Raw genomic sequence first — 22,244 nt, forward strand, 5'->3', positions numbered from 1 at the left:
ATTTTTTGAATTTGCATACTCAAGGTGGGTTGCGTCACAAAACATTTTTCAGCAGCAAGAGTAAAATTTTTATGTTCGGCTACAGCCAAAACGTATTTGAGTTGTGTAATAGTCATTTATAGTAAAATTTGATGCAAATATAAAAACTATCAATTTAATTTATAATGACATCCGATCATTATTTTAAAATTTAGATGTTAAATTTTTTATAATAGCCTTTTAGTCCCAGCCTGAATAGCTATTTTTGCGCTATGAAACTATTGTCCGGGATATTGTTATTCTTGTTTGTAGCTTTTCTTTCAACACCTACTATAGTGACTTTGATTGAAAAGAATACCGATATTTCTGTTTTCTATAACTTCTCTGAAGAAGAAATTCATAAAAATGTAAAAGAAATTAAAGCCAATCTTAATGAAGAAGCACACTTTGTATTCTTCGATTGGACCCAACAAAAAAAATCAAAAATCACCTTTGAAAACTTATCCCGACACGATAACGTTTCAGAAGAAATATTCTCCCCACCACCCGAGTTAGTTTAATATACTTCAATTCTTGTTTCGCTATGGCGAAGCTTTTTATGTATTAAATTAATTTATAGGTATGACAAAAAAAATCAATCTTTTGGCGAACCTTAAATCTGATTTTGCGTCAGGTCTAGTGGTTTTCCTTGTGGCATTGCCACTCTGTCTCGGTATTGCACTGGCAAGCGGGGCACCTTTATTTTCCGGAATTATTTCCGGTATTGTGGGCGGAATAGTGGTGGGCTATCTCAGCCAATCTCATTTAAGCGTTTCCGGCCCGGCGGCGGGATTAACGGCTATAGTATTAACCGCAATTACGGATTTAGGTTCGTTCCAAATGTTCCTTTTGGCCGGAGTCATTGCCGGTTGTATTCAGTTGCTGCTGGGGTTTATCAAAGCCGGTTCGATTTCCAATTATTTTCCAACCAGCGTAATCGAAGGGATGTTGGCGGGTATCGGAGTGATTATTTTTCTGAAACAAATTCCACATGCTATCGGCTATGATGCCAATTTTGAAGGTGATGAATCGTTTCTCAAAGAAAATGGCAGCTACGGTTTTTCAGAATTATTTTCCTTTCTCGATGCCGTTAGTTTAGGCGCAATTATTATCACAATAGTTTCGCTTTTGATTTTGATTGGATGGACAAAATTTGCTTTTCTGCAAAAAGTCAAATTCATTCCGGCTGCCTTGATTGCTGTGGTTGTAAGTGTGATTTTGAATGAAATTTTTATTCAAAACGGCAGCAGCTTAGCTATTGGTAAACAGCATTTGGTTTCACTACCGGTGCCAACTTCTTTTTCCGAATTTAAAAGCATTATCCTCACACCGGATTTTTCGGCCATTACCAATCCAAAGATTTGGATTGTAGCACTTACAATTGCTGTAGTCGCTTCCATAGAAACACTATTGTGTATTGAAGCTGCCGACAGAATGGATGCTCAAAAACGCTACACCGATACCAATGTAGAATTGAAAGCACAAGGTATCGGAAACATCGTGAGTTCACTTTTGGGCGGTTTGCCAATGACTTCAGTTGTAGTCAGAACTTCGGCTAATAACAATGCCGGAGCCAAATCGAAAATGTCGACCATTATTCACGGTGGATTGCTTTTGGTGAGTGTTTTAGCGATTCCAGTGATTTTGAACAAAATTCCATTGGCCACACTCGCAGCGATATTGCTTTTGGTGGGCTACAGACTGGCGAATCCAAAGCACATCAAGCATTTTTGGGAAAAGGGGAAATACCAATTCATTCCTTTCATAGCAACATTTGTAGCGGTTGTTGTTACCGATTTGCTGAAAGGCGTTGCTCTCGGCATGATTATCAGCATTTTGTTTATCGTCAGAGGCAATATGAAACGCGCGTATCGATTCAGAAAAGAGCAATACAAAGACGGTGATGTCATCCATATTGATTTGGCACAGGAAGTTTCGTTTTTGAACAAAGCCGCCATCAAATCAACGCTGACAGCCATTCCCGAAAATTCAAAAGTGATTATCAATGCTTCGGATACGGTTTACATTGCGCACGACGTCTTGGATTTGATAAAAGAATTTAAGAAAATAAGAGCCAAAGAAGAAAATATAAAAGTTAAATTAGTGGGGTTTAAAAAAGCATACGACTTAGTGAACTCCGGCGAAGAAGAAAAACACGTTTTTGTTGAACACAAATAAAAAAATTATGAAAGCACATACATTAGAAACACAATCCTCCTTAACTCCTTATAAAGCCCTGCAATTTTTGAAAGAAGGCAACCAGCGGTTTATGAGTAATTTAAAGGTCAACAGAAACCTTTTAGAGCAAGTCAATGATACCAAAAATGGGCAGTTTCCCTTTGCCATTATCTTAAGTTGTATCGATTCAAGAACATCGGCAGAACTAATTTTTGACCAAGGTTTAGGTGATATTTTCAGCGTTCGGATTGCCGGCAATATACTGAACGACGATATTATCGGCAGCATGGAATTTGCCTGTAAAGTGGCCGGTTCCAAATTGGTAGTGGTTCTTGGACACAGTAAATGTGGCGCCATAAAAGGCGCTTGCAGTGATGTGAAAATGGGACATCTTACCGGGCTTTTGGACAAAATAAAACCATCCGTAAAGCAAGCAACAGCCAATAAAAATTCAATGGAAACTACTCCCGAATTTGTAGAAGAAGTGGCCCAAATCAATGTAATTCACTCTATGGATGAAATCCTCAAACGCAGCGATGTGTTAAAGACCATGTTTGATAACGGTGAAGTGGGTTTTGTGGGTGGTTATTACGATGTGGAAACCGGCGAAGTTGAATTTTTAAAAGAAATTCTACACGATTAAAATGGCTATGAAGAAGAGAAAAGTCGCTTTAGGGCGACTTTTTTTATGCTTATTCTTCGTTTTCGTTGAAAGCGGAAGGCATAAGTTTTGGAATGAATTTGATCAAAATTGGCAATAATAAACTTCCGCCGGGCAACAAAAATATCGTTAGTGACGGCACAGTTTTACAGATGTCGAGTAGTTGTTTTTTGATTTTTTTCTTTTCCTCTTTGTCTAAATCCTTGTGTGTGGATTTGGCCAGAAGCTGCATCAGTTCTTTGCTTTCGGAGATTTCTTTGAGTAATCGGTTTTTGTTTCGTTTGATAAGCACCACCACATTATCCGTTGTCTGATCATAGAACGTTTTTACCGGATTGGAACTGTTGAAATAGGGAATTTCTTCTTTGTATTTGGATATAAAAGCGTTGACAAAGTTGATGCTTTCCAAAACAAAAGTATCTGCCACACTTAGTTTTTCTCCTAGTTTATAGAGAAAATATCGCTCTTCATTCTCAACCTGCTCATCACTCCACAAACTGATACCGGCCAAGTCAATCACATAAAATTTTTCCAAATCATTTTTTAAATAACTTAAATCCAGATCTTCAATGTTGGTAATGTTTGCTGTTGAAAACTTATTGTAACGAACCGACGATTCAAATAATTTCAATAATAAATCATCGTGTGCCGAAATATCTGTTTTGGTTTTTAGCGAAAGCGAAATGACACTGATAACAATGTCTTCAATCCGGTTAAAGTATTTTTCAGGAAGTGAGCCTTTTTCGAGATATTGCTTGAAGGCCAATACATCAATAAAAAGCAGCGCATTGGTAATCACATGCGAAAAGTTTTTACTGAATAGATCCTCGTTGGTCTGTACTCTTTCGTGTATGATTTTCTCCAGTTTGCTGGCCGGAGAACTACTCGGCAACATCTTCTGTAACGGATTGAATCCTTTTGGAGTCAATAGGTTGTAAAAAGCAACCGCTTCGTTTATAAAGTGTCCGGGGTCATTATGCTGCTTGGTCAAACGATACATTTGAAAAAGCGTGTTGAGCATACCAATTTTTGATATTTCTACCGGTAACCATTCCTGTTGTTCAATAGGTTTTGCCGAATCAAAGCTGATGATGTGCCCAAAAATAAAGCCGGTGGCGCGCGTTTGCAAATAAAACGCTTCCTCATCACTAGCGAAAGTCTGCGGAAAAGGCTGCTGCTCGGCAAAGTATTTTTCGATCCAACCGTGAACTGAAGGGTTAATCATCCTGTAATCATTTGGTAGTGCAAAACTAAATTATTTTTGTGATGATTGGGTAGTGTGAGTGTTACCAAATTTAAAAAGTTCCGCGCGCTTTGATATTTTGCTCACACAGACTAATGATTTCGGCTATTCGGGCTTTGCGGGTTTCTTCTCTTTTGGCTTGGTTTAACCAATACAGATAGCTTTTTCGATAGCTCGGACTGAAGCTGTTATAATTGTCAAAAGCAATTTTATTTTGTTGGAAAGCCAACTCTAAATCTTGTGGAATTTCATGGTTTTCAACGCTGTCAAGGGAAGTCCAGGAGCCGTTTTGTTTGGCGATTTCGATTTTGCGTAAACCGCTTTCGTGCATTAAGTCTTCGGCTATGAGTTTTTCGATGTAGGTTTTGTTGAGTTTACTCCAAACACTTTTTTCTTTTCTTGGCGTGAACATTTGTCTGCGGCGTTCCTCGTCTAATTTTTTCACTGTAGAATCTATCCAGCCATAGCAAATCGCCACCTGAACGGCTTCTTCCCAACGCATGCTTTCATTAGCACTGTCAACCCGATAAAAAATAAGGTAAACTCCGGTTGACGAGTGATGGTTGTCATGCAGCCAAGCACGCCATTCCGCAGCATTTTTAAAGTATAAATGTTCTTTTTCTTTCAATACAATTTATTTGATTATAGCCGAACAGGCTACTCTGGCACCGGCATTTCCGGAAGGTTGTGTAACATAATCATCCGGTTTGTCGTGTACGATTAGCCCTTTGCCCAAAATATCTTTGTTGGCATCACCACAACCAATACACCATTCGTCTTTGGCGTTAAAAATGATGGTAGCATTCCCATCCACATCGGCGGTGAAGTTGCCAATGTCTCCTTTGTGATGTTCAGTATCGGTCCATTTGCCGTGTTTTTTAAACGTTGGATTCCAATGACCGCCAGCAGAAGCCGCATCAGCAGCGGAACAATCGGCTTTTTCATGAATGTGGATGGCATGGATGCCTGGTTTTAATCCGGTAAGCTTGGCTACTAAAGTTACTTCTCCGTTTTTTTCGGTGAAAACCGCATTGCCTTTTACGTTGCTACCGCTTTTTGATTCAAAGGCTATATCCAATTTTTTGGAATTGTCATTGGTACTGGAACTTTTACAACTGAATATCAACAGTCCGAGAGCTGTTATTCCTAAGAGTATTTTTTTCATGGTGAATTACTTTTTGATGTATAAAAGTACGGAATAACCCGATGAGAAATCTTTAAGTTTTGTTAAAATTTATTTGGTCTTTTCGCCCACAAAATAATCACTTTGCGATTTGAACAACACGTTGAAAGTCGTTAAACTACCGTAGATTCTTGTGATGTATTGTTGTAATTCTACTTTTTCAATTTCTTCCAGGTTGCTGGCATTGATTTTTTGTTCCATCACACGAAGACGGTCGCGTAGCATTACTATTTTGTGAAAAAACACATCAATAGGGACATCTTTGCTGGCCAATCCGGCTTGTCCCGGTTCTAAGGTCATTTTGCCACCTTTCCATTTATCGCCAATGGCGACAGGTTCTCCGAGTCCGTTCCATTTTTTTAAGATGGATAATAAACTTTGTTCGACATCATAAAAACTGATGGTGTCTACTTCGTTTTCTGCCGCTTCGATAACTTCAAATTCGCTGTTGAGGGCTATGGTTTCTAATCCGCCATCGATAAAAGTTACCCAATATTCTTTGGAAGATACATTCGTTACTACACCTTTGCCGTATTCGGCGTGATTAATTCTGGAGCCTATTCCTAAAAGTTTCATGTTTTTCAGATTGATTGTATTAAGCCACTAAAATAGAAATTTGTGACAAATAAAAAAACAATTATAACTAACCAACGGTTACAATCAAATCTCCAATACCATTTCATATTGTTCAATCAATTTTTGAAAGCCAATTTTTTCCAAAAATCGGTTCGTTGGTACATCTGCGCTGTCGATGTTTATTATGACAGTTTCTGCGTCATACTTGCTGGCTATATAACTGAAAAGTTGCGTTGCCAGTCCTTTGTTTCTGTATTCATGGGCAATGGCAAACTGTTGTATTCGGTTGCTTTTCGGATTAAAAATCAAATAACCGGCTAGTTCTGAAGCTGCATGAATGCCTAATAGGATTGCGTTTTCTTTGTTGTTTTCAATAGCGGTAGTATCATTTTGCCACGTTGGTGTCCAATCCCAAAAAGAAGTTAGTTTCGTCCAATCAAAATCAATCAGTGTGCTTATTTTATAAGTATCGGATGGTTGTTGCTGACTAATGCTTCCTTTGTAACAATTAAGTTTGCGTATGATTTGAAACCCCGATTTTTCATAAGTAGTGATGGCCGGTTTGTTAGTAGTGATGACTTCTAGTTTTACCGCAGCTATTTTTGCTGTTTTTAGCTGGGGAAGGAGAAATTCATACAGTTTCAAAGTAAGATGATTGCCTCTTTTCGTCGGAATGACGCCGGTTCCACCATTATAAAGTGTGTTCTTTCCGTTAATGATATCCTGTCCGTGCAGCATGAAAGCGATTAGTTGATTGTTTTCAAAAGCTCCAACGCAGTATTCCAGTTTTACGTTTTCATTTTTTATTTTACTTTCCAATTGCTCCCGGGTAATTTGCATTGGCAACATATAATCTGAAAACGCCAAATTGAACGTATTCATAATTGTTTCAAGACTGGTATTCTCTAAGGTTTTTATGGTAATCATTTAGGCAAAATTTATGCGAATCAAAGTTTTTTTCAAAAGTAACTAATCTTAAGTATACAAAAAAACCACCAGCCGAAGCCAGTGGTTTTCTTAACAATTAACGTAACTAAAATTTAGAAACAATAACTATTTTCCGCCACTAACTTGGTGGTAATAGTTTCTCGTAAGCCAACAATATTCGGCATGTTGGTGTATTTGGTAAAACGACGCAATCCCATTAGCATCATGCGTTGCTCATCGCCTTCAGCAAAGGAAATGATACTTTCTTTTCCTTTTAAAGTAACGACATCCACGGCTTTGTATAAGTATAATTTGGCCATGGCGATTTGTTCTTTTACTTGGGCTTCGCCTTGTTTTTTGGCCAGTTTTTCGGTTCTTAATAAAGTACTTTCGGCAATGTAAATTTCGATTAGCATATCAGCAGCAGCCATTAAAAGTTGTTGGTGCGCATCCAAATCCATTCCGAATTTCTGAACAGCAGCGCCGGCTACCATTAGAAAGGCTTTTTTCAACTTGGCAATCATTTCTTTTTCTTCTGAAAACAACTCTGAGTAATCCGGTGTGTCGAATGATGGAATGCCCATTAATTCTTCCTGTACTTTCATAGCCGGGCCTAATAAATCAACATGACCTTTCATGGCTTTTTTGATTAGCATTCCTACAGAAAGCATGCGGTTAATCTCGTTGGTTCCTTCATAGATACGCGAAATACGGGCATCTCTCCAAGCGCTTTCCATCGGAGTATCTTCCGAAAACCCCATGCCGCCCAGGATTTGGATTCCTTCATCGGCACAATTTTGTACGTCTTCTGAAACGGCTACTTTTAGAATCGAACATTCAATGGCGAATTCTTCCACACCTTTTAGTTCGGCTTCCTGGTGGGTAGCACCTTCGGCTTCGCGTAATTTTATTCGGGTTTCAATGTCTTTAGCAGCACGGTAAGTTGCACTTTCTCCGGCATAAGCTGAAGTAGCCATTTCGGCCAATTTATAACGAATAGCACCAAAAGTGGCAATCGGCACATTAAATTGGATTCTTTCATTGGCATAATGCACCGCTCCGGTTGTTACACGACGTTGCGCGTCTAAGCAGGCGGCAGCCAATTTAATTCGGCCAACATTCAACGCATTCATGGCAATTTTAAACCCTTCGCCACGACCGGCCAGCATATTTTCCACAGGAACTTTTGTCTCATTAAAAAACACCTGACGGGTAGAGGAAGCCCGGATGCCAAGCTTGTGCTCTTCTTCGTTCATAGTGATGCCATTGCTTGGATCGTTTTCTACAATGAAACCCGTAATGTTTTTATCGTCTTCTATTCTTGCAAAGACAATAAATACCGAACAGAATCCGGCATTCGAAATCCACATTTTCCCTCCGGTAATGCTATAGTATTTACCATCGGCAGAAAGCACAGCTTTGGTTTTCCCGGAGTTGGCATCTGAACCGGCACCAGGTTCTGTCAAACAATAAGCTCCAAACCATTCGCCCGAAGCCAATTTGGGTACGTATTTTTGTTTTTGTTCTTCGGTTCCGTAAAGTGTAATCGGCATGGTTCCGATTCCGGTGTGGGCACCGAATGCTGTTGAAAACGAACCTGTAGCTCCCGAGATATAATCGCAAACGAGGCAAGTATCAACGAATCCCATTCCCATACCTCCATAAGCTTCGGGAACGGCTACGCTTAGAAAACCCATTTCTCCGGCTTTCTTCATGCATTCTTCCGTAAAAGCATAGTCTTTGCTTTCGAAACGGTTTTTATTGGGCCATATTTCTTTATCGACGAATTCTTTAACCGAATCACGCATCATGATTTGTTCTTCCGAGAAATCTTCCGGGGTGAAGATGTCTTCGCATTTAGTTTCTTTAACCAGGAATTGTCCTCCTCTTGTAATTTCCATTGCTTTATATTTTTATAGTTGGTTGATTATAATAATTCGTAAATTCCTGCCGCACCTTGTCCGGTTCCGACACACATCGAAACGATTCCGTATTTGTCTCCGCGACGTTTCATTTCGTCAAATAATTGAACCGAAAGTTTCGCTCCGGTACAACCCAGCGGATGGCCTAAAGCAATCGCACCGCCATTTACATTGACAATATCAGGATTTAATCCTAATTCCCGCGTTACGGCTAAGGCTTGAGAAGCAAAGGCTTCGTTTAGTTCTATTAGGTTGATATCGCTTAATTTTAATCCGGCTTGTTGCAAGGCTTTCGGAATCGCTTTCACCGGTCCGATTCCCATGATTCGTGGCTCTACACCAGCGGCAGCATAACTTACCATTCGGGCAATAGGAGTGAGGTTGAGTTCTTTGACCATGGCTTCGCTCATCACTAAAACAAAAGCGGCTCCGTCACTCATTTGCGAAGAGTTTCCGGCAGTTACACTTCCGCCAGCGGCAAAGACAGGTTTCAATCCGGCTAAGGCTGCTGTAGAAGTTCCGGCTCTTGGGCCTTCGTCTTTGGTTACGGTGTATGATTTGGTTTCTTTTTTACCACTTTCGTTGATAAAAGTTTGTTCGATTGTAATTGGAACAATTTGTTTGTCAAACTTGTCATCGGCTTGGGCTTGCAATGCTTTTCTATGGGAATTAAAGGCAAACTCATCCTGATCTTCACGAGAGACATTGAATTGGGTAGCAACAGCTTCAGCCGTTAATCCCATGCCCCAGTAATAATCTTCATGACCTTCTTTGGCCACAGTATAATCAGGTGTTGGTTTGTAGCCACCCATTGGAATGAAAGACATGCTTTCAGCACCACCGGCTATGATGCAATCGGCCATACCACTTTGTATTTTAGCGGTTGCCATGGCAATGGTTTCCAATCCGGAAGCACAATACCTGTTCACCGTTACACCGGGAACATCGGTTACTTTTAATCCCATTAAGGAAATTAAACGGGCAACGTTTAGTCCTTGTTCGGCTTCGGGCATGGCGTTGCCTACCATGACATCATCGATTCGGGTTTTGTCAAAATCAGGCAGTTCATTCATCATGAATTGAATGGTTTCGGCTGCCAACTCATCGGGGCGTTTGAATCGGAAAACTCCTTTGGGAGCTTTACCAACGGCAGTTCTGTATGCTTTTACTATATAGGCAGTTTTCATAATTTTAGTTTCTTAGCGGTTTCCCTTTGGTTAACATGAATTGGATGCGCTCCAATGTTTTTCTTTCGGTACAAAGCGATAAAAAGGCTTCTCTTTCGATATCCAATAAGTATTGTTCGGATACTAATGTTGGTTCGGATAAATCGCCACCAGCCATTACGTAAGCTAGTTTGTTGGCAATCTTTTTGTCGTGTTCCGAAATGTATTTTCCGGCTTCCATTTGGTCTGTTCCGACTAAGAACATTCCCAGAGCTTGTTTGCCTAAAACCTTAACATCATTTCTGCGGATAGGTTGGGTGTAACCGGCTTGAGCCAATAGTAGCGCGTGTTTTTTTGCTTCGGCAATCTGACGGTCTTTGTTGACTACCACAATGTCTTTACCTTTTTGTAACACACCCGTATCAAAGGCTTCATAAGCTGAAGTTGATACTTTAGCCATAGCTACCGCCAAGAAATATTCCTGTAGTACATTCAGTTCAACATCATTTTTACGGAATAAATCGGAAGCACGCAATGCCATTTCTTTAGAACCACCACCGCCGGGAATTACGCCGACACCAAATTCCACCAAACCAATATAACTTTCGGCTGCAGCCACTACTTTATCAGCGTGCATGGTCATTTCGCAACCACCGCCCAATGTCATGCCGTGAGGGGCAACAATTACCGGAATTCCGGAATAACGCACGCGCATCATAGTGTCCTGGAAGAATTTAATAGCCATGTTGAGTTCTTCATATTCTTGCTCAACCGCCATCATGAATATCATTCCGATATTGGCGCCGACAGAGAAATTGGCACCCTGGTTTCCGATGACTAACCCGCTGTATTCTTTTTCGGCTAGGTCAATAGCTTTGTTGATTCCCACCAAAACATCAGCACCAATGGTATTCATTTTCGACTGAAATTCAAGATTTAAGATGCCATCACCTAAATCATGAAGTACCGTTCCGCTGTTGCTCCAAACTTTTTTGCTTTCGCGGATATTGTTTAGTATAATGAAACTATCTTGTCCCGGAACTTTGGTTTGTGATTTGGTTTGGATGTTATAATAATATGTGGCGCCTTCTTTTACCGTATAAAAACTAGTGGTTCCAGAAGCGAACATTTCGGTAACCCAGGCTGCCGGTTGATAACCTTCGGCTTGCATCAGTTCTATACCTTTAGCGACACCGATAGCATCCCATATTTCAAACGGTCCATTTTCCCAACCGAAACCGGCTTTCATGGCATCGTCAATTTTATAAAAATCATCAGTAATCTCAGGAACTCTATTGGAACAATAGGCAAACATGGCCGAGAAGTTTTTTCTGTAGAAATCGCCCGCTTTGTCTTTTCCTTTTACCAAAACCCTGAAACGATCAATAGGTTTGTCAATGGTTTTGGTCAATTCTAAAGTAGCAAAAGATGCTTTCTTGGCAGGACGGTATTCTAGTGTATCTAAATCTAAAGACAAAATATCTTTGTCTACTTTTTTATAAAAGCCCTGGCCGGTTTTGCTGCCGAGCCATTTGTTTTCCATCATTTTGGTAATGAAATCCGGTAGCTTGAATAATTCGTGGGCTTCGTCATTAGGACAGCCTTCGTATAAACCATTGGCCACATGAACTAATGTATCTAAACCAACCACATCCACCGTTCTGAAAGTTGCTGATTTTGGTCGGCCAATCACCGGTCCGGTTAGTTTATCCACTTCTTCAATGGTTAAGCCCATGTCTTTTACCAAATGGAATAAACTCTGAATACCAAAAATACCGATACGGTTTCCGATGAAAGCCGGAGTATCTTTGGCAACGACCGAAGTTTTGCCTAAATATTGAGAACCATAATTGGTTAGAAAATCTAATACTTCAGTGGTTGTTTTGGGTCCCGGAATGATTTCAAATAGCTTTAAATAACGCGCCGGATTGAAGAAATGCGTGCCGCAAAAGTGCGCCTGAAAATCGTCGCTGCGACCTTCGCTCATAAAGTGAATCGGAATTCCGGAAGTGTTGGAGGTTACCAGGGTTCCCGGCTTTCTGAATTGATCAATCTGCTCAAAAACTAATTTCTTAATGTCTAAACGTTCTACTACGACTTCAATAATCCAATCGTAATTGGCTATTTTGGACATATCATCTGTAGTATTTCCAGTGGTGATTCGGCTGGCAAACTTCTGACTGTAAATAGGAGAGGGGTTTGATTTTAGGGCATTGGTCAAATGATCGTTGACGATGCGATTGCGGACGACTTTACTCTCGAGGGTCAGCCCTTTTTTTTCTTCGGCTTCGGTAAGGGCATTGGGAGCAATGTCCAAAAGCAATACTTCTACACCAATGTTAGCAAAGTGACAGGCAATTCCGGAGCCCATGATTCCCGAACCTACGATGGCCACTTTTTTGATTGTTCGTTTCATTGTAAACTGTTTGTAGTTTTGGTTAAAATATTTTCTTCTCAGAGATTAATTCATTGATGGTCTCGGCGACTTCGATGAAGTGTTGTAATTTTTCCTCAGGAATGTTTTGTTTTATGATTTCGTTAAATTTAATTACCGTAGTTTTGGAGAGTTCTCTTTTTTCTTTGCCCAATTTGGTTAAGTAGATAAGAACCCCGCGACCGTCATCGGGATTTTTTTTTCTGATGATGAGTCCTTTTTCTTCTAAGGTCTTTAATGTTCTGGTTAGGCTGGTAGGTTCCATTCCCATGCGGTTGCTGATGGCGGTGGATGGCGTTCCTTCTTCTTTGTCAATACTTAGCAGGGCAAAACCTATAGCCATGGAGCCTTCAAATTTAGAAGCCTCTTCGTTATACATGCGGGCAACGGCTTGCCAAGTGGCGCGGAGAATATAATCTATAGTTTTATCTTTCATGGCGTTGTTTTAATAAACCAAAGATACAAAAAAATATTATGCACGCATACTAAATTTAATTATTTTTATGTTAAATAATTTTAAATAAAAAACTCCTAACATGTGTTGGGAGTTTTTCTTTTATGTAGGTGTATACATTTTTCGAGTAAAAGAAGTCCAAAAGTAACGATAGCCTTTGAGGAGAGTTTTGAGCGAGAGATAGGAAATGAGAAATACGATACAATAGAATAAATCTAATTTATTTTGTTCTTCATTTTTTACACTCCATCCAAATTCTTTGGCTTGAAACATGAGTTCTGTAGTTTAAAGTTGTCTTGATTTTTCGGAGCTTATTTTATTCAAAACAGCCATTAAAATGTTGCCAATAATCTTCTTAATGGGTTTTTGGAAAGCACCAAACAGGGTGTTCTTAGAAACAAAATTCGAAGTGACGGTGACCGCACTATGGAGAATGTCAGATTTGATTTCGGGCGAAGTGGTGATTCCTTTAAAGGCATTTTTTATAAAATACAAAGGATTTAATTGTTCTACCGTGTTGTGAAACTGTTGTTTAAGTAACATTAGTTCTGCTGTTTGTTGGCTTTCCAGTATGGCGATGCGCTCCCTCAAAACATCCTTTTTAGCTATAGCTTTCATTTGTTCTGTTTAGTTTTTTATTTCAAAACTGTCGATAACAAAGTTACTAACCTGCGTTTGAATCCATGGTTTTCGAAAAATATAGAGGACAATACCCAAAAGAATATACACTCCACCCATGAGTAAAAAACCGTAAGCTGTTTTGCCTAAAGCATCTCCAAGACAAAGTGCCAATCCCACCGTGAAGAGCAACGCCACTACAGCCACTACCAGTGTCATCACCAGTTTTACCGCCAACGAGGAAAATAACGCTGCTGTTTCATAAATGGCGGAGTACTTGTATAAATCAAAAGAGATTTTACTGTATTGTTCTATTCTTTCGATTAAATTTTCGATGGTGGTGGCACTGTTTTCCATAGGTTATACTATACTTTTATTTTTCCTGATGATCGGAAGCAAATTCTTTGGCTTTATCCGTTACATGTTCATATTTAGTAACCACATCATCATACAAACCATTGAACTTATTTTTAAGGTCTTTGGTATAATCATTTCCTTTTTTCAGGATTCTTTTTCTGGTTTTAGTTCCTTTGGCCGGGGCAAAAAGGATTCCGGCTATAGCGCCAACCGCTACGCCTCCTAAAACGCTCAATACTACTTTACTCGTTTTCATAATTGGAATGGTATTTAATTATTGTTTTTTTAAAGTCTTCTGCCTTGTATCAGTTTTAGCAACACTGCTATGATGGCAATGACCAGCAAGATGTGGATGATATTTCCGGCACTGTAGGCAAAGTATCCAACGGCCCACAGGATGATAAGAATAACGGCAATAGTGTAAAGTAAATTGTTCATGATGGTTTTTGTTATGAGTTATTTTAATACTATAAAGTTAACTCCTTGTCAGCCAATCCGTTTTACACAATTAGGTATTAGAGTTGCATTATTCACACTTATAGGGAATATTTATTTTGAGGATCAGAATCGGGGTTATCCTGATTGGTTTCAGTTTCTTGAAGTGTGGTTTCCTCCGTTTCCAAATATTCTTTGGAAAGGGCCCTGATTTCATGCTCTGTTTTTTCACTGTCATCCATGACTGCATTATTTGCTGTTTCGTGCGAAGAGATTAATTCATTCATTTTCAAATGCACCAGGGCAGAGTAGCGATTAAAGGATTTTTGGATGATAAACAAACTTAAGAAGGTAATACCAAAAATAAAGTCACCAATATTTTGATGCAAATCAGAAGAAATGAACAAACCTCGGGTCCACCAAAAAAGAACCAAGCAAAGTGCCAAAATAAAGGTTATGGAATTCCCTAAAATTTTAGTGGCTATGGTAGTTAGTTTTTCAAAAACTTTCTCAATAACGATATAGGTCTTTTTCATAATGTATTCAAATGAGTTACAAAATCACTTTGTTATTGGTGACTTGGAATGTATTTATCCAGCATAGCTTCTAAGGAGTTATAATAGTCTTTCAGAACTTTATGTGTCATTTTAGGAGTGGCTACATCGGGTATGGTAACCATCATTTCATTTAGATATTTAGACAACTCAGGATAATCATTTCGGATGGTCATCGTGATTTTTAGAATATCGGCGTTTAGTTGGGTTTCTACTAACATACTAGTTTATTTAAAGGGTTAAAAAAAGCACCAAAGATTTGGTGCTTTTGGACTGCTATTGTTTTTGAGGCAAACAGTTTTTTTGTTGACTATACAGAAAGTAATTTGAAATAGAAAAGAGATTGTGTCAGTCAAAGGATATAACCAACTTTAGGATTGATACCGCATAGCTACGTTTTGATTTTTGAGGACAATACTTTTGGCTATAGGATATTTTTTAATCAGTTACCTCTGATTGAACAATCTCTTTTCAACATTCAAGAACAAAAATTATTTTTAACAAAGAGTATTACACTCTAAAAAGCTATAACGCCTAAATCGGTACTAACCCCAGCCTGGACTACAACATTAGCTTGGGTTACTGCTACTAATGGAGATAATGGCGTGATTGTAACGGTATAGGTTCCCGGTGGCAATCCTGTAATTCTAAAACCTCCTGTGATATCTGCACTACTAGTGTACACTATATTGGTTGACGTAGAAGTGGCACTTACCATGGCTAACGTACCTACCGGTGTAATATTTCCTTCAATATTTCCGGAGATAGCGGTCACTACAGTTCTAAGAACCGGTTTTAGTTTGTAGGTTCCGTTTCCGGTTTCTACTATCGAAGTATTGGCATCAAAATCTAAAAGGATATTGTTTTCAATATCAGCTTGCAAAGTTTGATTTACTTGTAATTTCAAACCCGATTGTTCAGCACTTGGCGTACTTAACGGATAAGTTTGACCACCTACTACGACGGTATTGTTTGGGCCCAATATTAATCTGATTTGACTTACTTGCGCACTCGTTAAAGTGCTGGTGGCAATCAAGGTATCGGCACCGTTAGTAAAATCTAAAAGATTGTATATTCCGGCATTGGTATTTAAGACAACGGTCTGTCCGTCAGCTCCAATAACTTCAACACTTTGAACGTCAACATTAACCTCAGAGTAAGGTCCGGGTGCATCGGTCATACGCACTTTGTACGGGTAGCTACTTGACGATGAATTATCGCTGCTACAAGAGTTCAAAGCAATTGCAAAAGCAATCATGAACGGCATTAAAATTAACTTTTTCATATGTATAAGTATTTAAGTTTATATAGGACAAAGTTCTACCATCAACACTATAAGTGTGTTACAAAATATCTCTATAAAGTTTCAAGATTCACATTTTTGGATATAATTGAGCTATTTTTTCTTGGCGGCTTCTTTTTGATCTTCCAATTCCTGTTTCTTTTTGGCGGCTTCTTTTTCTTTTTTCTTAAAGTAGCCACGAAGCAAGAAGTTGTGTTTGGCCGCTTCCATATTCTCATTCAAGCCTTTGGTAGCATTTTGCATATTGTTGAGAGTAGCATCCAGTGATTTGCCCATTTTATCATCGTTGACCAATTTAGAAAGCATGCTGTTTTTATTATTCATCTTGGAGGTAAACTCTGCCAACTCATAGGTGATGTATTGAGCATTATCCACACTCACTTTGACACTTTTCATGATGTCTTCCATTTCTATGGCTTTGGTAGAGGCAATGATTGCATTATTTTTTACAATGGTAGTCGCTTTATTTCCGGGAGAAATGGTCAATACTTTGTCGCCCATCAATCCGTCCGAACCAATACTAGCCATGGCATCGGTCTTGATGTATTGGTGTACTTCTTCTTTGACAACGGCCGTCACTACCACTGAAGTATCAGAAACAAATTCGATAGCTTTTACCGAACCAATATTGATACCGGAAAAACGGACATTGTTACCCACTTTCAATCCACTAACATTACTGAAGTTGGCTCTCAATTGAAAGGTTTCCCCAAACAGATTTCGGTTGTTGCCAATAAAATAGATGGCGATGATAAAAAGTACCATTCCAATAATGACAAACATGCCTAATTTCCATATATATCCCGATTTATTTATCATAGCTGTTGTTTTTAAATTATATAAAAAAAGATTGTACCCAGGAATCTTTGCTTTTCTCCAATTCGGCATAAGTGCCTTCGGCATGGATAACACCGTTATTTAAAATCAGTATCCTATTACCGGTTACTTTGGCGCAAGCCATATCATGCGTGATAACTAGCGAGGTCGTCTTATACTTTTCCTGAATGGAAACCATCAACTCACTGATTTCTCTGGCCGTGATGGTATCCAATCCCGAAGTGGGTTCGTCATACAAGATGATTTCCGGTTTGATGATTAAAGTTCTGGCCATACCAATGCGTTTTCGCATACCCCCTGAGAGTTCCGATGGCATTTTGTCAATGGCTTCCAGTAAACCTACACTCTGAAGGGCTTCTGTTATTTGGGTTTCAATAGCTTCTTTTGAAATAGTTTTATCATGATGTTTCAAAGTAAACGTTAGGTTTTGTCTCACCGACATAGAGTCGTAAAGGGCTCCGTTTTGAAACATAAAGCCTATGCGGGTTCTGATAGTATTGAGTTCATTGTTGTTGAGTTTGGTTATATCAGTACCGAAGACTTTTATTTCTCCCTGATCTGCTTTTTCTAATCCGACTAAGCATTTAATTGTTACTGATTTTCCCGTACCGGAGCGTCCAAGAATTACAACATCCTCACTTTTGTTCACGCTGATGTTCACACCATTCAGCACTTCGTTATCGCCAAAGGCTTTGTGTAAATTTGTGATTTCTATGATAGGTGTATTGCGTTCCATTTTTTTAAAAAAATAAATCGGTTATTTGAACAGCCAGCATATCGATAATAAAAATAGAAAGGGAAGCGGTAACCACTGCTGAATTGGCAGCTACACCCACACTGGCAGTTCCGTTAGAAGCATTGAACCCTTTATAACAACCAATTAACCCAATAAAAAAACCAAAGAAGAAAGTCTTAATTGTAGCCGGCATGACATCTAAAAATTCCAAATGCTCAAAAACGCCGGCAAAGTAGCGGTACATACTCATGTTGCCATGAACGTTGTAACCAATATATCCACCAAAAATCCCAACGAAATCAGCGTAAATGACCAAAACGGGAATCATTAATGTAGTGGCTAAAATGCGGGTCACCACCAAATACTTATAAGGGTTTATAGCCGAAACTTCCATAGCATCTATTTGTTCGGTAACTTTCATCGAACCTAATTCGGCTCCTATGCCCGAAGCAATTTTCCCGGCACAGATTAAGGCCGTGATGACCGGAGCAATTTCCCGTATCAGCGAAAGTGAAACCATACTGGGTAACCAGGATTCGGCACCAAATTTGGCCATGGTGGGCCGCGATTGAATGGTGAGCACCAGTCCCATAATAAACCCGGTGATGGTTACTAAAGGTAATGATTTACAGCCTACTGCATAGCATTGCCTTATAAATTCATTTATCTGAAAAGGAGGGCTGACTACTTCTTTGAAAAACTTTATGGTGAATAATGAAATAGCGCCCGTATCGGTAAAAATATTTTTAAGTCCTGTAATCATAAAGTTAGTCTAGCTTAAATAACGTCTTATAACCCAAGCCATGGTTTCGTGTTGTTGTAAAATTTTGGTCAATAAATCGGCTGTACCCGCATCATGGTTTTCTTGGCTACACAAATTGATATCTTTTCTGATTTCAGCCACTAAGAGTTCGTTATCACCCAAAAGTTCTAAAATCTTATCCTTGATTTCCTCAAATTCTTTGTGCTGAGCTTCGCCCAATTTGTGCAATTCCATAAAACTGTTGCCCACTATGTTCCAATGGAACTTTTGGGTTTTGATGTAGAAGGTCATTTCATCGGATAATACCGTCCCCAGTATGGAAGTTTTTATCTTCAAGTTGCTTTCCGAGATTCCTATTTTAGGAGTCATAATCATGGGATATATTTTTATTGATTTTGTTGTGGGCATCGCTGGCGCCAAATTCATTAAATTTCTTTAATGTTTAGTTTGGAATCGGGCGATTTATTACTAGCCCAAAAGTGGCCAACACTTTTCTACCCGCTATGTTGTACTTTTTTTTAAAAACGTCTTTTTCTAAATGTTCTACTAAGTGAGTGCCGTGAGCAATGACACTAATTTTAGCAGTTGTTACTCCGTAATCAGTGGTCAGTATTTTGGCACAGGTTTGATTCATCACAATAATGAATTCTACTACATCATCAATGCTGATTACCAGTTTTTTCAGTGCTTCGTTTGGCTTTGGTAAAACTGTATGAAACACAATAGTAATGGGTTTGTTGAGTTGTTGTAAAAAATAAATGAAATCATCTTCATAGTGTTTGAATAATTCAAATTCGTGTTGAATCAATATCATTTGAATGGTCTCATTTTTATTGATTTTTTGGGCCATCTCCAGGTAAGCTATTTTATTGTCGGATTCCAGGATGTATTGGACTTCCTTCGAATGCGCTTGTTTTTCCTCTTCGAGTTTCAAAGCGCAAATACTTACTTTGAATGATTTTTCAAATTTGTTTTTTAATGCCATTATCAAATCCTGCGAATAGGTAGTAATTCCACATTCACGCGGTGGATAGGAGGTAATGCATAGAATTTCCGGCAGGTTTTCGATAGTATTTGAGCTTATATTTTTCATACTATACTTTATTTAGTGATAATTTCATTTAGCAATTCTTTCATCGGCGACACCGTTAGATGATAGTGTGTTATCAAAGACTATGGCTCCTGTAGGAAACAAACATTGTTTATTTCTCCTTATTAATTCCCAATGGAACTCGGACACAAACAATGGATAAGACAATCGGACTACTTCTTTTTGTGGATTTTCTTAATCCAGCAGAGCGGCGTAAGCCGAATACACATAGTCTTTTAAAGAATCGTGAACACCATGCTAGATTAGCAACCAGAGTCAGTTCTTCAAAAAAGTATCAAAGGCCGTAACAATTTGAATTTCCGGTCGAATGCGATGCAGAAAGGTTATCTTTCCGTTTATTTTCCGGGGGAAGAAAACCACATTTTTAGCCTAATAACAGCATTGGTATTCCTTTTCATTCAAAATGCACCAGATCTTTTGATGTGGCCAAGTAACCTGGTGCATTTATTCCGTCATAAGCTGTAAAAGTCAGATAATAAGTATCTTCAATTTGTACAATTCTCGGATCTTCAATACCATGAGATTCATAATCAAATTCGGGCCAGGGCAAGGCTCGATAAAAAAGGTCTACAAGTTCGTCATTTCTAATGGCTACCAGATTAATACCTTTTCATTTTCAAAACTGAGTGCTGTTTTTTGAAGCAGTATGCCCTCTTTAATGATGTTTATCATGGTCGTTTTTTGAAACCTTTTATAAAATTAAAATCAATAATAAAATGATAATAATGATGGCACCAACAGAAAGATACACTCCATTACTGCTGGCTTTCATTGTAGCTTTAATAGCTTTCACTTCTTTTCGAAGTTCTTTTTTCTCGGCTCTGGACAGATTGGATTTATCCATCTCTTTAATTTCTTCCAGTCGTTTCATTAAAATTTCAGCTTTGGCATCTTCGGAAGGTGCTGTTGCGATTGCGGTTGTAGTTACCGGTGTTACTGGGTTGGCAAATGTTGGTGCCGTACAAGCTAATGATACTAATACAACAGCCATTCTGAGTTTTGAACTTGTTTTCATGTTTTAAAATTTTAAGGATTAATTAAATTCCCTTTTGCTTTTTTTGGTTAGTAAAAAGGATTTGTTTATAAAGATAAATTTCGCTCTATTTTTGAGTAAAGCTGTTATACAAATCTGTCAATAAATTATATTATTCACACTTTCAGTAAATTGTTTATCAGTAGGTTATATATGAAGAAAAGGTTGTCTCTGGAGAGACAACCTTTTTGAAAAATAGTGGTATTTAGTTGTGTGTTCTAGTAAGCTATTTTTAACTCTACTCGTCTGTTTTTAGCACGTCCTATAGCCGTTTTGTTGTCGGCAATTGGTTTGCTTTCGCCAAAACCGGTAGCGGTTAAACGGGAATCACTAATTCCTTTGCTTATTAGGTACGTTCTAACAGAATTAGTACGTTTTTGAGATAGCACCTGGTTGAAAGCATCTGAACCATTGCTATCAGTATGACCGTCAATAAACAAATTGGCTCCGTCGTATTTGTTCAGAATTTTTACTAGCTCATCTAACAATACTAAAGAAGCTATTTTTAATTTATCGCTGTTGTTTTCAAAGAAAATTTTACTTCCAATGTATGTGATTCTTACTACGTCTTGTTTAGCTATTTCCGGACAACCTTTGTTTTCCATCGTTCCTTTGGTATTTGGACAACGGTCATCAATATCAGCAATACCATCACCGTCAGTATCAGGACAACCTTTTAAACTGGCCGGACCAAAAGCATCAGGACAACGATCTTCATCGTTCAGCACACCATCTTTATCATTATCCAAAGCACAACCTGTTGCATCCACTCGATTTCCTTTTTTCGTATCAGGACAACGGTCATCAATATCAGCCACACCATCACCATCGGTATCAGGACAACCTTTAAGCGCTATTGTTCCGGCTAAATCCGGACAACGGTCATCTGCATCGGTTACGCCATCTTTATCTCTGTCTGGACAACCGTTCATAAGAGCCGTTCCGGCCATATCCGGACAGGTGTCTAAATAATCGGCTACGCCATCGCCATCACGGTCTAACGGACATCCTTTTTTGTCAACAGCTACACCAGCCGGTGTATCAGGACATTTGTCATTATGGTCTGAAACCCCGTCATTATCTGCATCTTTTTTGCTTCCAAAATTGAAAGTAATACCCGCCATGTGCATTAAGTAATCATCTTTTTTCCCTGAGACAATACCATCTCTATTATCGTTATTGGTAAATACAAATGTTTCCTGAAAGTTTAAAGATACCACCGGTGTTAACCTAAAGTTGATACCAGCACCGGCTACTGGAAAAGTAGTGTCGATTTTTCGTTTGTGGAAATTCAATTGTCGGTCAAAAAGAATGGCGCCAATTCCACCAAACACATAAGGGCTTACAACATGATCAGAACCAATGATGTTAAATCTTAAATTGGCTGTTATGTGACTGAAATCACTTTTAAATCCAGTAATACCGCTGTCATAACCTAGCGTACCACGAGTGTATAGGGCGCTTATATCTAAATATTTCCATAAATATCTGGATACCGAAACACCTGCAAAGCCATACATGGTTTTGTCGGTTTTGTACCAATCGCGGCCCAAATCTCCATTGTATTGAATGATTCCGCCATGAAGTCCGAAGTTCCATTTCTTGTCTTCGGTTTGTGATTTAGTTGTTAGTGTAGATGCCAAGCATATACATAAGAGTAGTAATTTTTTCATTTTTTATATGTTTTGATTATTTGAAACAAAGGTCAGTTACATTGTTAGCGAGAGTGTTATAC

28 protein-coding genes are annotated in these 22,244 nt (G+C 38.8%); 3 read left to right on the top strand and 25 right to left on the bottom strand.

Annotated features, from left to right (window positions below):
• A partial coding sequence (locus tag V7D82_RS09565) for a LysR family transcriptional regulator (protein WP_333600785.1) occupies positions 1–116 on the bottom strand: 116 nt, incomplete at its 3' end.
• Between the two features lie 135 nt (positions 117–251).
• Between V7D82_RS09565 and V7D82_RS09570 the strand changes: the two genes are divergently transcribed.
• The 3 genes from V7D82_RS09570 to V7D82_RS09580 all read left to right on the top strand — a co-directional run bounded on the left by V7D82_RS09570 (position 252) and on the right by V7D82_RS09580 (position 2,839).
• Positions 252–539 carry a hypothetical protein gene (locus tag V7D82_RS09570; protein WP_333600752.1) on the top strand — a complete coding sequence of 96 codons (288 nt, stop codon included), beginning with the start codon at positions 252–254 and terminating at the stop codon, positions 537–539.
• A 61-nt stretch (positions 540–600) separates the two neighbouring features.
• Positions 601–2,196, top strand: coding sequence for a SulP family inorganic anion transporter (locus V7D82_RS09575; RefSeq protein ID WP_333600753.1), 1,596 nt, complete (start codon positions 601–603; stop codon positions 2,194–2,196).
• A 7-nt stretch (positions 2,197–2,203) separates the two neighbouring features.
• On the top strand, positions 2,204–2,839 hold the full coding sequence (locus V7D82_RS09580) for a carbonic anhydrase family protein (protein ID WP_333600754.1): 636 nt from the start codon (positions 2,204–2,206) through the stop codon (positions 2,837–2,839).
• A 49-nt stretch (positions 2,840–2,888) separates the two neighbouring features.
• On the opposite strand, the gene V7D82_RS09585 is transcribed toward V7D82_RS09580, so the two are convergent.
• The 24 genes from V7D82_RS09585 to V7D82_RS09700 form a co-directional block, all read right to left on the bottom strand.
• Positions 2,889–4,082, bottom strand: a complete 1,194-nt coding sequence (locus tag V7D82_RS09585; protein ID WP_333600755.1) for an LETM1-related biofilm-associated protein — start codon at positions 4,080–4,082, stop codon at positions 2,889–2,891.
• 70 nt (positions 4,083–4,152) lie between these two features.
• On the bottom strand, positions 4,153–4,728 hold the full coding sequence (locus V7D82_RS09590; RefSeq protein WP_333600756.1) for a YdeI/OmpD-associated family protein: 576 nt from the start codon (positions 4,726–4,728) through the stop codon (positions 4,153–4,155).
• Positions 4,729–4,734: 6 nt separating this feature from the next.
• On the bottom strand, positions 4,735–5,265 hold the full coding sequence (locus tag V7D82_RS09595; protein WP_333600757.1) for a superoxide dismutase family protein: 531 nt from the start codon (positions 5,263–5,265) through the stop codon (positions 4,735–4,737).
• Positions 5,266–5,334: 69 nt separating this feature from the next.
• Complete coding sequence (locus V7D82_RS09600) at positions 5,335–5,859, bottom strand: hypothetical protein (RefSeq protein ID WP_333600758.1); 525 nt, start codon at positions 5,857–5,859, stop codon at positions 5,335–5,337.
• Positions 5,860–5,943: 84 nt separating this feature from the next.
• On the bottom strand, positions 5,944–6,786 hold the full coding sequence (locus tag V7D82_RS09605) for a GNAT family N-acetyltransferase (RefSeq protein WP_333600759.1): 843 nt from the start codon (positions 6,784–6,786) through the stop codon (positions 5,944–5,946).
• A gap of 113 nt (positions 6,787–6,899) precedes the next feature.
• Positions 6,900–8,687: an acyl-CoA dehydrogenase family protein gene (locus V7D82_RS09610; RefSeq protein WP_333600760.1), complete on the bottom strand. Its 1,788-nt coding sequence runs from the start codon at positions 8,685–8,687 to the stop codon at positions 6,900–6,902.
• 26 nt (positions 8,688–8,713) lie between these two features.
• Positions 8,714–9,895, bottom strand: a complete 1,182-nt coding sequence (locus V7D82_RS09615; RefSeq protein WP_333600761.1) for an acetyl-CoA C-acyltransferase — start codon at positions 9,893–9,895, stop codon at positions 8,714–8,716.
• A 4-nt stretch (positions 9,896–9,899) separates the two neighbouring features.
• On the bottom strand, positions 9,900–12,290 hold the full coding sequence (locus tag V7D82_RS09620; RefSeq protein WP_333600762.1) for a 3-hydroxyacyl-CoA dehydrogenase/enoyl-CoA hydratase family protein: 2,391 nt from the start codon (positions 12,288–12,290) through the stop codon (positions 9,900–9,902).
• A 22-nt stretch (positions 12,291–12,312) separates the two neighbouring features.
• Positions 12,313–12,744, bottom strand: a complete 432-nt coding sequence (locus V7D82_RS09625) for a MarR family winged helix-turn-helix transcriptional regulator (protein WP_333600763.1) — start codon at positions 12,742–12,744, stop codon at positions 12,313–12,315.
• A 303-nt stretch (positions 12,745–13,047) separates the two neighbouring features.
• Positions 13,048–13,380, bottom strand: a complete 333-nt coding sequence (locus V7D82_RS09630; RefSeq protein ID WP_333600764.1) for a hypothetical protein — start codon at positions 13,378–13,380, stop codon at positions 13,048–13,050.
• A gap of 9 nt (positions 13,381–13,389) precedes the next feature.
• Complete coding sequence (locus tag V7D82_RS09635) at positions 13,390–13,737, bottom strand: hypothetical protein (RefSeq protein WP_333600765.1); 348 nt, start codon at positions 13,735–13,737, stop codon at positions 13,390–13,392.
• Positions 13,738–13,753: 16 nt separating this feature from the next.
• Positions 13,754–13,993, bottom strand: a complete 240-nt coding sequence (locus V7D82_RS09640) for a YtxH domain-containing protein (RefSeq protein ID WP_333600766.1) — start codon at positions 13,991–13,993, stop codon at positions 13,754–13,756.
• 29 nt (positions 13,994–14,022) lie between these two features.
• A complete protein-coding gene (locus V7D82_RS09645; RefSeq protein ID WP_333600767.1) occupies positions 14,023–14,175 on the bottom strand; it encodes a lmo0937 family membrane protein in 153 nt (50 codons plus the stop codon).
• A 98-nt stretch (positions 14,176–14,273) separates the two neighbouring features.
• Positions 14,274–14,708, bottom strand: a complete 435-nt coding sequence (locus V7D82_RS09650; RefSeq protein ID WP_333600768.1) for a low affinity iron permease family protein — start codon at positions 14,706–14,708, stop codon at positions 14,274–14,276.
• A 32-nt stretch (positions 14,709–14,740) separates the two neighbouring features.
• Positions 14,741–14,947 (bottom strand): hypothetical protein, encoded by a 207-nt coding sequence (locus V7D82_RS09655; protein ID WP_333600769.1) that lies wholly within the window; start codon positions 14,945–14,947, stop codon positions 14,741–14,743.
• 296 nt (positions 14,948–15,243) lie between these two features.
• On the bottom strand, positions 15,244–16,011 hold the full coding sequence (locus V7D82_RS09660) for a DUF4382 domain-containing protein (protein ID WP_333600770.1): 768 nt from the start codon (positions 16,009–16,011) through the stop codon (positions 15,244–15,246).
• 111 nt (positions 16,012–16,122) lie between these two features.
• Positions 16,123–16,848, bottom strand: a complete 726-nt coding sequence (locus V7D82_RS09665; RefSeq protein WP_333600771.1) for an MlaD family protein — start codon at positions 16,846–16,848, stop codon at positions 16,123–16,125.
• A gap of 16 nt (positions 16,849–16,864) precedes the next feature.
• Complete coding sequence (locus V7D82_RS09670; protein ID WP_333600772.1) at positions 16,865–17,602, bottom strand: ABC transporter ATP-binding protein; 738 nt, start codon at positions 17,600–17,602, stop codon at positions 16,865–16,867.
• A 4-nt stretch (positions 17,603–17,606) separates the two neighbouring features.
• Positions 17,607–18,365: an MlaE family ABC transporter permease gene (locus tag V7D82_RS09675; RefSeq protein WP_333600773.1), complete on the bottom strand. Its 759-nt coding sequence runs from the start codon at positions 18,363–18,365 to the stop codon at positions 17,607–17,609.
• A 9-nt stretch (positions 18,366–18,374) separates the two neighbouring features.
• Positions 18,375–18,734 carry a Dps family protein gene (locus tag V7D82_RS09680; protein ID WP_333600774.1) on the bottom strand — a complete coding sequence of 120 codons (360 nt, stop codon included), beginning with the start codon at positions 18,732–18,734 and terminating at the stop codon, positions 18,375–18,377.
• 73 nt (positions 18,735–18,807) lie between these two features.
• Positions 18,808–19,458 carry a hypothetical protein gene (locus V7D82_RS09685; protein ID WP_333600775.1) on the bottom strand — a complete coding sequence of 217 codons (651 nt, stop codon included), beginning with the start codon at positions 19,456–19,458 and terminating at the stop codon, positions 18,808–18,810.
• 412 nt (positions 19,459–19,870) lie between these two features.
• Positions 19,871–20,026, bottom strand: coding sequence for a hypothetical protein (locus V7D82_RS09690; RefSeq protein WP_333600776.1), 156 nt, complete (start codon positions 20,024–20,026; stop codon positions 19,871–19,873).
• Between the two features lie 141 nt (positions 20,027–20,167).
• Complete coding sequence (locus tag V7D82_RS09695; RefSeq protein ID WP_333600777.1) at positions 20,168–20,491, bottom strand: hypothetical protein; 324 nt, start codon at positions 20,489–20,491, stop codon at positions 20,168–20,170.
• Between the two features lie 236 nt (positions 20,492–20,727).
• A complete protein-coding gene (locus V7D82_RS09700) occupies positions 20,728–22,182 on the bottom strand; it encodes an OmpA family protein (RefSeq protein WP_333600778.1) in 1,455 nt (484 codons plus the stop codon).
• Between the last annotated feature and the right edge of the window lie 62 nt (positions 22,183–22,244).

Source organism: Flavobacterium sp., from assembly GCF_036741995.1.
Lineage (GTDB): Bacteria > Bacteroidota > Bacteroidia > Flavobacteriales > Flavobacteriaceae > Flavobacterium.